The organism is Psychrobacter sp. UBA6739 (assembly GCF_002453835.1).
GTDB classification, from domain to species: Bacteria; Pseudomonadota; Gammaproteobacteria; order Pseudomonadales; family Moraxellaceae; genus Psychrobacter; species Psychrobacter immobilis_A.
The window spans coordinates 108,015-123,633 of sequence record NZ_DKHR01000005.1 but is presented as its reverse complement, the minus strand read 5'-3'; the positions used below and the strand labels follow the sequence as shown (position 1 = coordinate 123,633).

At 44.1% G+C, this 15,619-nt stretch carries 14 protein-coding genes; 7 read left to right on the top strand and 7 right to left on the bottom strand.

Annotated features, from left to right (window positions below; all coding sequences use genetic code 11):
* Nucleotides 1-62: 62 nt before the first annotated feature.
* Both B2575_RS01865 and fhuB read left to right on the top strand, forming a co-directional pair.
* The gene (locus B2575_RS01865) at nt 63-974 is read left to right on the top strand and encodes an ABC transporter substrate-binding protein (RefSeq protein WP_227694101.1); all 912 of its coding nucleotides are present in this window, start codon (nt 63-65) and stop codon (nt 972-974) included.
* The gene (gene fhuB, locus B2575_RS01860) at nt 971-3,139 is read left to right on the top strand and encodes a Fe(3+)-hydroxamate ABC transporter permease FhuB (protein WP_296239965.1); all 2,169 of its coding nucleotides are present in this window, start codon (nt 971-973) and stop codon (nt 3,137-3,139) included. Before B2575_RS01865 ends, fhuB begins: the two co-directional genes overlap by 4 nt.
* A 154-nt stretch (nt 3,140-3,293) precedes the next feature.
* Here fhuB and B2575_RS01855 read toward each other — a convergent pair whose 3' ends face one another.
* Nucleotides 3,294-3,644, bottom strand: coding sequence for a DUF3817 domain-containing protein (locus B2575_RS01855; protein ID WP_296239964.1), 351 nt, complete (start codon nt 3,642-3,644; stop codon nt 3,294-3,296).
* Nucleotides 3,645-3,830: 186 nt separating this feature from the next.
* Between B2575_RS01855 and B2575_RS01850 the strand changes: the two genes are divergently transcribed.
* The 5 genes from B2575_RS01850 (at nt 3,831) to B2575_RS01830 (ending at nt 9,803) form a co-directional block, all read left to right on the top strand.
* Nucleotides 3,831-4,481, top strand: coding sequence for a glutathione S-transferase (locus B2575_RS01850; RefSeq protein WP_296239963.1), 651 nt, complete (start codon nt 3,831-3,833; stop codon nt 4,479-4,481).
* A 467-nt stretch (nt 4,482-4,948) separates the two neighbouring features.
* Nucleotides 4,949-5,374: a hypothetical protein gene (locus B2575_RS01845; RefSeq protein WP_296239962.1), complete on the top strand. Its 426-nt coding sequence runs from the start codon at nt 4,949-4,951 to the stop codon at nt 5,372-5,374.
* 23 nt (nt 5,375-5,397) lie between these two features.
* A complete protein-coding gene (locus B2575_RS01840) occupies nt 5,398-5,808 on the top strand; it encodes a phospholipase D-like domain-containing protein (RefSeq protein ID WP_296239961.1) in 411 nt (136 codons plus the stop codon).
* A 314-nt stretch (nt 5,809-6,122) separates the two neighbouring features.
* On the top strand, nt 6,123-7,265 hold the full coding sequence (locus tag B2575_RS01835; protein ID WP_296239960.1) for a M14 family metallopeptidase: 1,143 nt from the start codon (nt 6,123-6,125) through the stop codon (nt 7,263-7,265).
* Nucleotides 7,266-7,709: 444 nt separating this feature from the next.
* On the top strand, nt 7,710-9,803 hold the full coding sequence (locus B2575_RS01830) for an ESPR-type extended signal peptide-containing protein (RefSeq protein WP_296239959.1): 2,094 nt from the start codon (nt 7,710-7,712) through the stop codon (nt 9,801-9,803).
* A 293-nt stretch (nt 9,804-10,096) separates the two neighbouring features.
* On the opposite strand, the gene B2575_RS01825 is transcribed toward B2575_RS01830, so the two are convergent.
* From B2575_RS01825 to ureA, 6 genes are all read right to left on the bottom strand, one after another.
* Nucleotides 10,097-10,774, bottom strand: a complete 678-nt coding sequence (locus tag B2575_RS01825) for a HupE/UreJ family protein (RefSeq protein WP_296239958.1) — start codon at nt 10,772-10,774, stop codon at nt 10,097-10,099.
* Nucleotides 10,775-10,879: 105 nt separating this feature from the next.
* Nucleotides 10,880-11,533, bottom strand: a complete 654-nt coding sequence (ureG, locus tag B2575_RS01820; protein ID WP_296239957.1) for an urease accessory protein UreG — start codon at nt 11,531-11,533, stop codon at nt 10,880-10,882.
* Between the two features lie 38 nt (nt 11,534-11,571).
* Nucleotides 11,572-12,387, bottom strand: a complete 816-nt coding sequence (locus B2575_RS01815) for an urease accessory protein UreF (RefSeq protein ID WP_296239956.1) — start codon at nt 12,385-12,387, stop codon at nt 11,572-11,574.
* The gene (gene ureE, locus B2575_RS01810; RefSeq protein ID WP_296239955.1) at nt 12,380-12,979 is read right to left on the bottom strand and encodes an urease accessory protein UreE; all 600 of its coding nucleotides are present in this window, start codon (nt 12,977-12,979) and stop codon (nt 12,380-12,382) included. Before ureE ends, B2575_RS01815 begins: the two co-directional genes overlap by 8 nt.
* 74 nt (nt 12,980-13,053) lie before the next feature.
* Nucleotides 13,054-15,180 carry an urease subunit alpha gene (gene ureC, locus B2575_RS01805; protein ID WP_296239954.1) on the bottom strand — a complete coding sequence of 709 codons (2,127 nt, stop codon included), beginning with the start codon at nt 15,178-15,180 and terminating at the stop codon, nt 13,054-13,056.
* Between the two features lie 74 nt (nt 15,181-15,254).
* On the bottom strand, nt 15,255-15,557 hold the full coding sequence (gene ureA / locus B2575_RS01800) for an urease subunit gamma (RefSeq protein WP_296239953.1): 303 nt from the start codon (nt 15,555-15,557) through the stop codon (nt 15,255-15,257).
* Between the last annotated feature and the right edge of the window lie 62 nt (nt 15,558-15,619).

Sequence of the window (15,619 nt, the reverse complement as noted above, 5' to 3'; positions counted from 1 at the left end):
TAATAGCCATAAAACCTTTCATAAAAGCTGGCTCAAATCTCACTATTAGTAAATATAAGTGTTTGCCGCTTATAGCAAGCTTAACACTGACCACCGTGCTGACGGCCTGTCACCAACCAATAACGTCACAAAAAGACGCTCAAGTGGGCAATGCAGATAACGCTAACATCAATATAGTCTCACCTGATTGGGGCAATGCGGCAACCTTGACCGCTATGGGTTACCCCCCGATAGCGACGGGTGATGTGAGGGTGTGGGACAGATGGGTAGGTACGCCTGAATTGCCAACCTCAATCATTGATTTGGGCATTCGCTATCAGCCTAATGCGGAATTGGTTGCCCAATTGCCTGTCGATTTGGTCGTCGATAACTTTTTTTATGAGCATGCCCGCAATCTCTATGGAGATGTGCCCTCTGAGTCGGTCATGTTCGCCGCTAAAGGCGATACCGCAACTTGGGCAGATTATACTGAGCCGACTCGTCAGTTGGGACAGCTAATTGATGAACTAGCCTTGGCTGAAAGCTATATTAAAAAAAGTCAGAAAGACATCAAACTGGCAAGTGAGCGTCTGCAGCAGCGCTATCCAAAAGTAAAGAGATTTGCCGTTGTACAGTTTGCTGATGCTAATAACATGCGCATGTATGTCAAAAATAGTTTGTTTCAGCCCGTGCTAAGTCAGATGGGCAAAAAGCTGGATGTATTAGGCAAAGGCAATCAATGGGGGTTTGTCCCCATTCGAATGGGAGACTTGGCTCAATTGGATAATGAGACCTGCCTATTAATCATAGACCCGCTGAGTCCGATAACCCGAGCTGAGATTAAAGACAGTTTGGTTTGGCAGCGTCTAGGCTATGGCGATGAGCGCTGCGTGGGTGAGCTGCCGCCCATATGGATTTATGGTGGCATGTCGTCACTGGTCGGTTTGGCAAATAATTTATCAATAGTGACATTAAAAGGTGGGGCAGCATCATGACTATTAATACTGCCGCACAGACTCATCATTCTCATACCAATAATACTACTGATTATGTCAAGCCTATGACTTCACTTGCAGCGTCTCAGTCGCCCACATTGAAAACACCATCAGAGCAACACTCCAAGCTTATGCAAAAACCTCCCAATCCAGCACCAAAACCACCTCGGCAACCACCTTCGGTATTTGCGGATACATGGCGCATCTGTGCAGTAATGATTATCCTGGTGGTGTTGTCAGTATGGAGCACGTGGGCATTAATCGCTCAGGAGTGGACACGCCCAATCAGTGATTTGTTTATTCCAAGCTCGCAATTGGATATTATCAGTCTTGCGACGCAGCTGCATATAGTGGCGACCAGCATAGTGGCGCTATTGGCAGGGGGTCTGCTTGGGGTTGTCAGTATTTTGCTACAGCAATTGGTCAAAAATCCATTGGCATCAGACACCACATTGGGCGTCGGTGTTGGTGCACAATTGGCCATGCTCATTGTGACCTTGTTTTTGCCAAGCTTAGCGATTTATGGCGGACTTTATGTGGCCTTTGTCGGCGCGCTTATTAGTATGGGACTGGTCTTTGTATTGTCAGCACCCAGCCGATTTAACCCTTTGATTTTGATATTGGCGGGCTTGGTGGTAAACATTCTACTTGCCGCCGTTGCCAATGTCTTGGTATTGTTTTTTGCTGAACGTAGTAATGGCATGCTGTCGTGGGCGGCGGGATTTTTGGCACAGAATAGCTGGCATACCAGTACGATGCTAGCGATAACGGCCGTCGTGATGGCGGTTGTCTGTCTACCCTTGTTAAAACCATTAACCTTGATGAGTCTCGATGACTCACAAGCCAAACGCTTGGGCGTGCCGATTAACGGTATCCGTGCATTGGTGGTGCTTATTGTGGCGGTTGTTACCGCTTTGGTGGTTAGCGAAGTTGGTCTAATTGGTTTTATCGGTCTTGGCGCTGCCAGTCTGGTCAATGCACTGGGAGTCGCTTCTATTAGCAAACGTCTGCTTGCAGCCTTTGTCTTAGGGGCGTTGCTTTTATGGCTGACTAGCAATGTTGCTTTATTACTCGAACCCATACTAAATATGCAAATTCCAGCAGGGGCGATGACGGGTATTCTTGGTGCACCACTGATTATTTGGCTGATTTTGCGTCAGCGCCGTGAGCGGATAGAAACAGTAACCCCGATGCTAACGGGCAAGCATACACCTGTGGCATGGTGGCGCTGGGGTATTGGCGTGGTAATGATAATCATACTTGCCTGTGTTTTTGTCCAAGACGTCAATGGTTGGGGACTAAGTACCGATTGGGCAATTACTCAGCAGTATCGGCTACCGCGCAGTTTGAGCGCAGCGGCAACGGGTCTGATGTTGGCCATCGCTGGTGTGTTATTGCAAACGCTCACCCGCAATCCGATGGCAAGTCCAGAAGTATTGGGTGTGAGCTCGGGCGCGGCGCTTGGGGTTATCTTAGGGTTTTTACTGCTACCAAGCTTAGGGCTATCTGCCGGAGCTGGTACTTTATTAATCTCAGGATTATCAGGAGCGATGGCTGTAGTATTGCTGGTGATTTGGCTGGCACGCAAGGTAAGCTCTGGCTATCTATTACTGGTCGGTATCGGTATTGCCGCGATGATGGATGGGGTGATGCACATGGTCAAGCTGTCTGGCGATCCACGCCTAGAAGCGATGCTTAGCTGGCTATCGGGAACGACTTATAGCGCTCAGCCTAGCACCGTGTGGTATCTTATCGGCATTGCCCTCATTTTATTTGCCCTCAGCTTATTGCTTATCAAACCTTTAAGAGTGCTTGGTTTGGGTACAGGGATCGCTCGTAATTTGGGGGTGGCTGTGACGCCAGTGACACTCGCGTTATTGGTGTTGGTGGCGGCGCTAAGTACTGCCAGTACGCTTGCGGTTGGGCCATTGAGTTTCATTGGTCTAATGGTGCCACATTTGGCGACGTCACTCGGTGCGGTAAGGCTTGAGCGCCAATTGCCATTAGCGGCTTTGTTAGGCGCAGGGGTGATGGTAATAGCAGACTGGATTGGGCGTTATGTCATTTTCCCTTATGAGCTGCCTGCGGGTACGATTGCGGCTATCATTGGCGGTGCGTACTTTTTATGGCTGATTCGTAAAGTGCCAGGCGCAGTGAGTGGATAGTTTTTATGGGAAATTAATGACTGACGAATAACTATAATCAGCCATCATGATCAGTCATTAATACATACCGTCCAGCGCTTAAATAGCGCTATATCTTAAAATCACCAATGTTCGTCATATTCAGTAAGTCATTTGACATTACTTTGAAGGGGTTTTAAACTTTTTTATTCAAGCTCTTTTTTAATAAATGATCGAATATAAACGGACCAAGGGGTAAAAAGGCTCCGAGTACCCCTGCTGGCATGGCCCAAAGGGGCATTTTGATTTTGGTGGTGGCTATCAACAGCATTAAAATATACGCGATGAACAATCCGCCATGAGCCATCCCTATGTAGGTGACCGCTTCTGCAATACCCATCATATATTTTAGTGGCATGGCGATGCAAAGTAATAATAAGAAGGACGTGCCTTCCAAGTAACCCATGATCGTAAGAATCTTTAATACAGAGTTCTGATCTTTTGTGAGATGAGGTGTTTCTGTGATAGTTGTCTGAGCCTGCGACACTATATCTTCCTTTTGTTTATAATAAATAAGGTAAGGGTTTTTCAATATCGCTATGATACTGGCTTTGTTCAATGCTTTGAAGTATTAATTTTACCAACCCTTAATAGAGATCAGTAACGAAACTAAATGACTCTTGATGTCAGTGACTCTAAGGCTGCTGATCTCGTTTTAACTGTGAAAAAATATATGACTGCTTACTCCCTTTCTTGTCTTTATTCTTTTCGTCGCTGTCCTTATGCCATGCGCGCGCGTCTTGGTCTGTTGTTTGCCGAGTTGCCAGTAGCGCTACGGGAGATCACCTTAAAAAACAAACCTGCGCACATGCTAGCGATTAGCCCAAAAGGTACCGTGCCAGTTTTACAGCTCGCTGATGGTGTTGTAATCGAAGAGAGTCGGGACATAATGGAGTGGGCACTTGAACAGCAAGATCCACAAGAGCTGTTGAACCCTAAGACTTTGCATCAAGGTAATACGTTAATTGAGCAAAACGATCAGGAGTTTAAGCATTGGCTAGATCGCTATAAATATGCTGACCGTCATCTTGAAATGACCCAAACAGAATATCGGCAAAAAGGTGAAGCATTTCTACAGATTTTAGAAGCACTGCTTACTAAAAATACTTATTTGCTAGGAGACAGTGTGACCATTGCCGATATCGGTATTATGCCATTTATCCGCCAATTTGCTCATGTAGATCGCGACATTTTTTACAGTTTGCCTTATCCTAAACTGCAAATATGGCTAAAAAACTGGCTAGCGCATCCATTATTTATACAAGCCATGACCAAGTTTCAACCTTGGCAAGATGGCGATGCGCCAGTGATTTTCTCTTCTTAGCAAAAGTGGCTCATTCTTTGCTTTGTAAATATTTCATCAATCTATTTTAGATATGTCCAGCACGAATCCACGCGTCATTAAACAATCCCTAATAGTGAGGGAGTTGTTTACCCTCACTATCTTGATAGACCTCAACAGCACTATTCTCAAAATAAATATCAATCTATGGCGGTTTGATAGCCGCTTTTCATAACCTTTGTATCAAAAGGGTTGAGTGCCTATTGTGTACACTTGTACTCTTAGGTTAGAATGAACATAAGTGTATCATTATATAAATATTCTTGAGTGAGCTCAATTACGAATTGATTGGCATGGTTGTGAAAGTAACTTTTATACGAGTGTGAATATAAGAGTGCGCAAACAACGAATCCACGTGCCAATTATAGTGACGCCGATAGCTTTGCTTTTTATACGCGATAACCACTTAATTCACCCCTAATCCCAACATTTACGAAGGACTGTTTGAAATGTTAAAAAGTGCCATTAAAGAGACTGAATTAGAAAAAATCGATATCATATTAGTAAAAAATATTTTAGAGATTGGTATTCAAGATGATTATGCTGACAAGATAGCGGCTGATTATATCGAGACGTTAGCCCGCGCAAAAAGTGATAAAAACAGTCTCTTATATAAATCATCTAAGGTAAAAGAGTGCTATAGACAGTCGGATCTGCATAAATCTATCAATCGTATTATTTATAAGATCGAGCCTTTAAGGGTTGCTATTATGCGTGAAAGTCTAGCATTGCAGCAGGCAGTGGCTGAAGGCAATAAAGAGATAGCTGATGAGATTATTAAGGTTGTCGTTAGAATGAAGCTAGAAAAAAGTAAACTTGAGAAAAATCTTAGCGCACTTATGGGTAACGTAAAAAATCTTCAGCTCGCTAGCTAATAAAATAACAACAAAGCAAGGCCATGCTTGAAAATGGTGTCAGCCTTTTTGAGCTACGTAGCCAAGCTGTGTCTGGTGCACCCGCTGACCATCTAGGAGTGTTCAGATCGTCAAAAGCCAGTCTTCACGCGAAAACCTTTGCGGCAGATGGAAAGCGCATTTTTATTGGCCAGTTCAATTTTGACCCCCGTTCGGCTGCGCTCAATACTGAAATGGGTTTAATGATCAACAGTGAACAGATGGCACAGAAACTGCATAAAGCATTTGACGAGGGCGTGGTTGGTCTTACTTGGCGAGTAGAGCAGCGTAATGGAAGGCTCGTCTGGATCGATTCCTATACTGGATCGATGAGCGTCTCGGAGCCTGGACAAAGTACCCTGCTTAACATTATCTTGACAGTAATAGGGTGGTTACCAGTTGAGTGGCTTTTGTAGCTATAGATAACAGTACTATATATGATGAACAGTGCTATATAGGATCATGAGCTATAATATCCAATATCTGGCACATTCATTCAGTAATGTGATAAATATAAAAAATTGGCTAATGCTATGTCTGTCATAGTGCTTGGAATATTTTTACGTTCTTTTAATTAAAAAAAGCAGCGATGCTACAACTATTAATAATTATTTTTACTATTTTTTAAGATGATTTGTTAGCGTCTCTATCCTGCTTATTTTTAATCGTTTATGCTCAAGTATTTTACAGATACTCACTAAGATATCTAAAAAACAATTAAGGAAAATTTATGCATATCACTGCTAATTTCGATGCTGGTAATATTGAGGTTATTAATTTAGAAGATAAAAAAAATATCCAATTGGCTATTCGTCCGGACGTCGGTGGCGAGTTTTTTCAGTGGTTTAATTTTCGCCTGACAGGTCAAGTTGGCGAGCAATATGTGCTCAATATTATGAATGCAGGGGATGCAGCATTCCCTGCAGGGTGGGAGAATTACCAAGCGGTGGCGTCGTACGATCGCGACTATTGGTTCCGTCTACCAACTTCTTATAAAGATGGCAAACTAACCATAACGGCAGAGTTGGAATGTGAAACCATTCAAATTGCTTTTTTTGCCCCTTACAGTGATGAGCGTCATCAAGATTTATTAGCAGCGGTGCAAATGCATCCATTAGTGACGTTAGAGCATTTGGGAGAAACCCTTGATAAGCGCGATTTAACCTTAGTCAAAATTAGTGATGGCGCTAGCAATAACGATGCGCCTAAACGCAATATTTGGATTACGGCACGTCAACATCCCGGTGAGACGATGGCTGAATGGTTGGTCGATGGTCTATTGCATAGCCTGTTAGATGGTGATAATACCACGGGTAAATTATTATTAGATAAAGCTAACTTTTACATCGTGCCTAATATGAACCCAGATGGCAGCGTGCGCGGGCATCTGCGTACCAACGCAGTTGGGACTAACCTAAACCGTGCTTGGTCAAATCCAAGTTTGGAAACCAGCCCTGAAGTCTTTCATGTCATTAATAAAATGGAAGAAACGGGCGTTGACCTGTTTTATGATGTACACGGTGATGAAGAAATACCTTTTGTATTCCTTGCTGGCTCGCAGGGTACGCCAAATTATAGCGACCGCCTCGCACGTCTACGCGATAGATTCTCAGAAGTGTTAAAGATCGCCAGTGCTGACTTTCAGACGGACGAGGGCTATGACGTAGATGCACCGGGTACAGCGAATATGACGCTTGCGACTCACTGGGTTGCCGAACGCTTTGACTGCCTTGCCAATACCTTGGAGATGCCATTTATAGACAACAATAATGTCCCCGATGCGGATACGGGTTGGTCACCAGAGCGCTCTATGAAATTAGGGGAAGCCTCATTAGTGGCTATGTTGGCAGTCGTGGATGATTTACGTGAGTGAATCATTTAGGTGGATTGTTTGGGTTATGAAATAAGTCTATGCACTCAAGGGTTACTTGTTCAACATTCTCTATGCCACTCCAAATCTCCTTAGATACGCCCTCAGATTTATCTGCTACCAGACCTTGCGAGTGCCATAACGGCACTTGCAATCCTACCAGACGCGCTCACTCTTACCGATATAACAATCGTTATACTCACTGTGTAGTGAGCGTTTGGGTAGGCGAATCTTACTCATAACGCTATTTTCTCATAAAACTATCCCAGATTATTTTGCTTATCTAAGACAGCCCTGAAGATTGAATATCCTTTAATATAAATATACAGGTATGTTAGCTTTATGTTTTAATAAATGACAGTTGTCATTTATGAGCATGGTTAATGTAAGTGACATAGATAGCCTTGATTTTATCGACGATTAGTTTTTGCACTTATGGAGCGAGCTATGAATAAAGTATTTAAAAAGATTTGGAGTCAATCACTAGGTTGTATAGTGGTGGTATCTGAAAATACTAAGAGCGCTGGTAAGACCAGTGGCACGACTGGCACTATCGCCCTGATAGCTCGCTCAAATAACTATAAAGTGTTGACTCTAAAAGGGCTTGCCTTCAGTATCGCAGCGATCAGTGGTTCTACAGTGTGGGCAGGCGTGGTATGCGTAACGGATCCTGTCTCTGGAGGAAGTGCGGCAACAGGTGCAATTGCACTAGCCTGTGGAATAAATAATGCAGCAGACGGTCTCAATAGCAGTGCTTTAGGTATTGATAATGAAGCATTGAGTGAAGCTACTGCGCTAGGCTATGCAAATAAAGCAAAGGGCAGTTATAGCAGCGCAACAGGTATTTCTAATGAGTCTTCGGGTATTTATAGCAGTGCGGTTGGTTATACTAATGCAGCATCAGGTGATTATAGTAGTGCGTTAGGTGCTAATAATGAAGCATCAGTTAAGTACAGTAGTGCCGTTGGTTATAACAATACCGCATCGCGTATCAATAGTAGTGCGGTAGGCTCTAATAATATCGCCTCAGAGGGTTATAGTAGTGCATTTGGTTATAACAACACGGCATCGAACATAAATAGCAGTGCAATTGGCTATAAAAATACCGCCTCGAATGTAAATAGCAGTGCCGTCGGTTTTGAAAATACAGCATCAGGTGAAGACAGTAGTGCCGTCGGTTTTGAAAATACATCAGAGGGTGACTACAGTGTTGCAGTTGGTTATCAGAATACCGCATCAGGTACAGACAGCAGCGTGTTTGGCAGTAATAGCCAAGCCACTGCGACAGGCGCAACCGCCATCGGTAGTTTCTCCATTGCAGATGAAAGGGATACGATTTCAGTTGGTAGCAAGGGTTTCGAAAAACGTATCACTAACGTGGCAGATGCAATAAATGATACAGATGCGGTAAATAAACGATATACCGACGGCAAAGCAACCGAGACTTTGACCGCATCAAAAGGTTACACCGACGGCAAAGCAACCGAGACTTTAACCGCATCAAAAGGTTACACCGACGACAAAGCAACCGAGACTTTGACCGCATCAAAAGGTTACACCGACGGCAAAGCGACTGAAACTTTGACCGCCTCCAAAGGCTATACCGACGGCAAAGCAACCGAAACTTTGACCGCATCAAAAGGCTACACCGACGACAAAGCAACTGAGACTCTAGCATCGTCACAAAGTTATACGAATGATCAGGTATTGAGCGTTAAACAGGACATTGCTGCACAGCATAAATATCTAAGCATCAATGGTGGTACGTCTGCAGAAGCGATTGCTAGTGGAGACAACGCAATGGCTTTAGGCACTAATGCGGCGGCGCAGGGCAAGCAATCTATTGCAATGGGAGATGGAGCCCAAGCAATCGGTGAGCAAGCTATCAGCATTGGCACTGGTAATAAAGTGACTGGAAATCATTCAGGTGCGATTGGCGATCCAAGTACGGTCAGTGGCAATAACAGCTATAGTATGGGCAATAATAATACCGTGTCTGGCGACAATACTTTTGTGCTTGGCAATAATGTCAATACTTCGGCAAAAAACGCCGTGGTACTCGGCAATGACTCTAGCTCCAACCGTGAAAACACAGTGTCGGTTGGTTCGGATATTAACCAGCGTCAGATTATCAATGTTGCTAATGGTACCGCTGATAATGACGCAGTCAATGTCAGTCAGTTACAAGACGCAAAAACAAGCGCTATCGAAACCTCGAACACTTATACTGATACTAAATTTAATGCTCTAAATGACTCTATTCACAATTATCTGCAAGACAATGGACAGCGCTTTAAGGAAATTGATGATCGTTTTGATCGTCAAGGTGCGATGAGTGCTGCGATGTTAAACATGGCAACCAGCACGTCAGGTCTACAAGGTAAGAACCGCATAGGCGTGGGTGCAGGTTTTCAGGGTTCCGAGCAAGCGGTTTCCTTAGGATATCAGCGTGTCATTAATCCCCATACCAGCTTTAGTCTCGGTGGCGCTTTCACGAAAGATGAGAACTCTGGTGGCATGGGTATGGGCTTTAGCTGGTAAGCATTGAGTAAACCAAAAGCCAAAAAAAGGACATTAATTTGTCCTTTTTTTCTGATGACCATTTCATACTTATTATCTAAAGCTTCTTATAGCCCAAACCTTTTTGAATGCTAATCCTGCTGTGAGCTAAGCGGTCGCTTGAGCGGCCTTATTTCTTTAAGAGTTTCTTTAAGAGCTGTCATAAGCTCAGGGGCATAAGGCAATGTCACAAGGCAATTTATATAATGTCACCTGCGTGCATTACACTTCAACTTACTACCGTGTTAAATAACTCTGTGTATAAATTAACAAAGTTACCCTAACAGCACACCGCATAAACCGACAACAGCTATAACACGTTGAATAATCAAACTGTCTTGCAGGTGAGTGTTTAGATAAGTGGCAAATCCTTTGCCGATAGTATATAGACCTAGCATGGCAACAATCATACCTGTAAAGAAGCCAGCGGTACTACTGTTTGCAGGCACTTCGATTGCATGAGCTGCACCGTGGAACATAGCAAGCGCACCAAAGCCAATGACTAAGAATTTATACACGGTTTTGACGGACATCTCGTGGTTTTGATTCAATGCCACATTAAAGTAGCGGCTCATAAGTGCCATGGTCAGGAGTACGATAGAGAGTAGAATACCGTATTCAATAAACAGGCTATTCAAGCTCACACTTAAACTCAGTACAAATCCTGTTACTAGACCAATTAACAGTGCTACAAAGCCTTTTTTAAAGCTGTGCATTTGAGTAAATAGCATGCCCATGCCCAGCGCTAACATCAGATGGTCGAACCCAGTCAAAGGGTGCAACATACCAGACAATATTGAAAGGCTAAATGAGCCATCTGCTGCCATCAATTCATGCCCAGGGTGAGCAAATGCGAGTGTTGGTAGCAACGATAACAGTGCTAAGCTACTGATTATGGTGGTTTTTTGGAAGATATTTTTGCGTATCATCGTTTTGGCTGTGTCTGTTGTCATGATAAATCCTTAATAAATAAACAAATCGATATAAAAACTGACTGATAATCCACTGATCCATCAGCGGTTTGTAGAGCACTTATTGATGCCATTACCTAAGGCATTCTACGCCACACTTAACATGCCTTTATCTAAGATAAAAGCAACAATGTCATCAAGACCTTCGCCTGTTTTCATGTTACTAAATACCACAGGCTTATCACCGCGCATTTTTTTGGCATCATGTGCCATCACCTCAAGTGACGCGCCTACGAAAGGGGCAAGGTCGGTTTTATTGATAATGAGCAAGTCCGATTTCATGATACCAGGGCCGCCTTTACGAGGAATTTTATCGCCTGCAGACACGTCAATGACATATAGTGTCAAGTCGGACAATTCAGGGCTAAAAGTTGCTGCCAAATTATCACCACCAGACTCGATGATAATGAGCTCAAGACCTGCAAATTGCTGCTGTAATTCGGCGATGGCAGATAAGTTAATTGAGGCATCCTCACGAATGGCAGTATGCGGGCAGCCACCGGTTTCAACACCGCGAATGCGCTCAGCTGGCATCGCCTCATTGCGGGTTAAAAATTCAGAGTCTTCTTTGGTATAAATATCATTGGTCACCACTGCCATATTGATGTCATCCCGCAGGCGTTGACATAGTCTCAGCGTCAATGCCGTTTTTCCTGAGCCTACAGGGCCGCCAATACCTAAGCGTAGAGGAGAGAGCGTCGTTTCTAAATTTTTGTTTTCGATTTTGGGTGTTAGGGCCATAAATAAAGTTCCTTGATGAGAGTTATGTATATTAGCGATTAAGAGCGAAATAGGCGGCTATATTGCCTTTCATGCTGGCAAGACAGTATGGCTAAATTTGGTAGGTTGGCGGACATATGTAGCTGTTGATAGAGAAGATTTCGCTTAAATGTTGTTATATCAGAGCAATCAGTCATTAACGCCATATGTTGAACGTGCGAAAATTTTTGCTGGACATTAGCAGCCAGTGGCTGTATTTGCTGACTTAATAACTGTTGCAGCTGCCAAATGATGCGCTGTCCTGCCATTTGTCCAAGCGGTACGGTCTTGACCGCAGCCAGCACCATATTTTCAATTTGACCAAAGGCGTAAGTGGTCATGGCTTGTACAGGGTTAAATTGCCAGTGCGAGCTGATATGGGCAAACAGTGGCAAAAAACCATGAACGAGTAAGCTATCAGGCACATTAAGCTCAAGAACATTATCTAGCCATGCGGATAAAGACAGCGCCAATTGACTTGACTCATAGACGAACTCTTTGGTTTCGCGGCTAGCGTGATAATCGGCACCTAAAGCATCAGTCAGCGCCACATCATTAATCATAATTGCCTCTATCATCAGCGCCAGTAGCGGTAGCTCATAACGACACAATGCCAGCTCCAAATAGTCACTCATAAACGTTAAACCACTGCTTTCGTCGTGAATGAGCCCTGACTCGATAGCAGGCTCTATGCCTTGCGAATAGGTATAACTGCCAATAGGTAGGTTGCTTGACGCCAGCATTAACAGACGTCCAGTTACCTCTGTATTATTCAGATCATTTATACCTTGTGCGGTACGGGTAGTCTGCTGTGAGTGTGTGGCGTGATTAGTCATGAGTATGCTCATGATTACGGCTATGGCTGTGAGCGTCAGAGTGATTGTGCTGATGGTTATCGCTATGTGCATGGCTATGACTATGACTATGATCACGATTGTGGCTATGAGAGTGAGAATGTCCGCCGTGCTCACCTTTATACGCACCAGTCTCTGGCTCAAATGGCGCTTGTACGGCTTGGGTATGTAGGCCAAGTTGATATAACATCGCTTCTAAAACATGGTCAGGCTCAAAGTAGAGTGCCTTAGGTGTCAGCATTAAAGGAACATGGCGGTTGCCTAAATGGTAAGCGCCTTTCATAAGGTCAAAGCCATTATCAGCGGTTACTTCTATCAAAGCTTGCTTGGCAGCTATTATTTGTATCAAGTTGCCTTGATGGTCTGCCAGCACACTGCCATTCTTAATGGTTTCCGTACGTGGCAAATCGGCACCAATGGTTTCTTGATGCTGAGTGTCTGCTTTAAACCGGCTACGTTGACGGGTATCGAAATCTAAATATAAAAAGTTTTCTGCCTTTTTTTGCCTATCAATAATCGCTTGTTGTTCAGCGCTAAGGGTTGATAGATCAAGACGTTGCGTATAAATGTTCATAATTATGTTTATAGTCCGTTAAAGTAGATGGTTGACAGCTGATGGTGGATTATCAGCACGACAATAAAAAGCAGCTAGAATAAAAAATAGCGCTGTGCCATCGGTAGATAGTCGGCAGGCTCACAGGTCAGCAGCTCACCATCGGCGTACACTTCATAGGTCTCAGGATTGACCTCCATCTTAGGACAGTAGCTATTAAACTTCATGTCTTGTTTACGTACCTTACGAATGTTGTGTACCGCTTTAATGACCTTTTCTAACCCTAATTGCTTATCAACACCCTTATCAATAGCCGCACTTGACATAAAGGTGATGCAAGTCTGCGCCACTGTTTTGGGGAAGCTGCCAAACATGCTGCGATAGTGCACAGGCTGCGGGGTTGAAATGGAAGCATTGAGGTCGCCCATGGACGCTGCCGCAATTAAGCCGCCTTTAATGATAAGGTCGGGCTTTACCCCAAAAAATGCAGGCGACCATAAAATTAAATCCGCCCATTTATCTACTTCAATGGATCCCACTTCGTCACTAATACCATGAGTGATGGCAGGGTTGATGGTGTATTTTGCGAGGTAGCGTTTGATACGAAAATTATCATTGCTGCTATCAGAGTCAGTGGGACTTAGCATGATATTTTCTAAGGATTGCTCAGTTTTAGCCGATTGATCAGGAGCCAGATGACCACGTTGGGTTTTCATTTTATCAGCCGTTTGCCACGTGCGAATAATGACTTCTCCTACGCGTCCCATCGCTTGCGAATCACTACTCATCATGGAGATGGCACCCATATCTTGTAAAATGTCTTCGGCGGCAATGGTTTCTTTACGAATACGACTTTCGGCAAAAGCGACATCTTCAGCAATGGCTGGGCTTAGATGGTGACAAACCATGAGCATGTCGAGATGCTCGTCAATGGTATTAATGGTGAAAGGGCGCGTTGGATTGGTTGATGAGGGTAAAACATTGGTTTCGCCAATAGCTTTTAAGATATCTGGGGCATGACCACCGCCAGCGCCTTCGGTATGGAAGGTGTGAATACAGCGGTCTTTAAACGCGCCTAGAGTGCTATCTAAATAACCGCTTTCATTTAACGTATCAGTATGAATAGCCACTTGCACATCATATTCTTCAGCCACGCTAAGGCAGTTATCAATGGCTTTGGGCGTGGAGCCCCAGTCTTCATGAAGCTTAAGCCCGATAGCACCCGCTTCAATCTGCTCTACAATGGGGGCAGGTAGACTAACATTGCCTTTACCTAAGAATCCGATATTCATCGGAATAGCATCAGTGGCTTTTAGCATACTATGAATATGATAAGCACCAGGTGTACAAGTGGTGGCAAGAGTACCTTCAGCAGGTCCCGTACCACCGCCTAACATCGTAGTCACACCAGACATTAGCGCCGTTTCACATTGCTGAGGTGCAATGAAGTGAATATGGCTATCGATTCCGCCAGCAGTCAAAATTTTACCTTCTCCTGCGATAATTTCGGTAGCCGCGCCAATAGGTAACGTCACATTAGGCTGAATATCAGGGTTGCCAGCTTTACCAATGCCACTGATACGACCCTCTTTGATAGCGATATCTGCCTTATAGATACCGCTGTAGTCCACAATCAAAGCATTGGTAATAATAGTATCGGCAACTTGCTCACCCAGCAGCTGTGATTGACCCATCCCATCGCGGATTACCTTGCCGCCACCAAATTTGACCTCTTCACCAATGCTAACGCTATCAGTATGCTGGTCACTGTGACTGGTCAAGTCATATTCAACTTCAAGCCATAAATTTGTATCTGCCAAGCGTACTTTGTCCCCTGTGGTAGGGCCAAAATGTTCGGCGTAAATACGTCGGTCAATGCGTTTTTTCGAGGTGTTTTGAGAGGTTTTAGGGTCTACAGCGCCCATAACTTTGCCCGAAAAACCATAAATGTGCTGTCTACCTGAGATGGCAACCAGTTCCACTTCGCGCGCTTGTCCTGGCTCAAAACGTACCGCAGTGCCAGATAGGATATTGAGTCGATAGCCAAGCGTCGACTCTCGATCAAAGCTCAGTGCTACATTGACTTCATAGAAGTGATAGTGAGAACCGATTTGAATAGGGCGGTCGCCGGTATTGATTACCGTTATGTTTTGAACATATCGGCCAGCATTCAAAGCCATATCGCCTGCTTTAATATTATATTCGCCTGCTTTTATCGTCATTTTTGTTATCCTTAATCGTCTTACGGCAATGGCTCTCGTTCAATATCGTTTTATACGGCTCTATAGCAAGCAAGCTATACGATGGGGTTATGTACCGTCACCAGCTTAGTGCCATCGGGGAAAGTCGCTTCAACTTGGACATCGTGTACCATCTCTGCAATACCTTCCATGACGTCATCGGCAGAGAGATAAGTGGCTCCTTCACTCATCAGTTGCGCTACGGTTTTGCCATCACGCGCGCCTTCCATAAGTAACATGCTAATGTAAGCGATAGACTCAGGATAATTGAGCTTGACGCCGCGGTTTTTACGACGTTCCGCCACCATGCCTGCGGTAAATAGTAAAAGTTTATCTTTTTCGGTAGGATTTAATTGCATAAAGCTTCCTTAATAATTATTGTGCTTTAAAGGCTATGATTCGTCTTTAATCTTTATAAAGT

Coding starts and splice junctions, on each gene's coding strand:
- ureA (WP_296239953.1), bottom strand. CDS start 15,557: ATGCAATTAAATCCTACCGAAAAAGATAAACTTTTACTATTTACCGCA.
- B2575_RS01815 (WP_296239956.1), bottom strand. CDS start 12,387: ATGACTAATCACGCCACACACTCACAGCAGACTACCCGTACCGCACAA.
- B2575_RS01840 (WP_296239961.1), top strand. CDS start 5,398: ATGCTTGAAAATGGTGTCAGCCTTTTTGAGCTACGTAGCCAAGCTGTG.
- fhuB (WP_296239965.1), top strand. CDS start 971: ATGACTATTAATACTGCCGCACAGACTCATCATTCTCATACCAATAAT.
- B2575_RS01835 (WP_296239960.1), top strand. CDS start 6,123: ATGCATATCACTGCTAATTTCGATGCTGGTAATATTGAGGTTATTAAT.
- B2575_RS01825 (WP_296239958.1), bottom strand. CDS start 10,774: ATGACAACAGACACAGCCAAAACGATGATACGCAAAAATATCTTCCAA.
- ureE (WP_296239955.1), bottom strand. CDS start 12,979: ATGAACATTTATACGCAACGTCTTGATCTATCAACCCTTAGCGCTGAA.
- ureC (WP_296239954.1), bottom strand. CDS start 15,180: ATGACGATAAAAGCAGGCGAATATAATATTAAAGCAGGCGATATGGCT.
- B2575_RS01845 (WP_296239962.1), top strand. CDS start 4,949: ATGTTAAAAAGTGCCATTAAAGAGACTGAATTAGAAAAAATCGATATC.
- ureG (WP_296239957.1), bottom strand. CDS start 11,533: ATGGCCCTAACACCCAAAATCGAAAACAAAAATTTAGAAACGACGCTC.
- B2575_RS01850 (WP_296239963.1), top strand. CDS start 3,831: ATGACTGCTTACTCCCTTTCTTGTCTTTATTCTTTTCGTCGCTGTCCT.
- B2575_RS01830 (WP_296239959.1), top strand. CDS start 7,710: ATGAATAAAGTATTTAAAAAGATTTGGAGTCAATCACTAGGTTGTATA.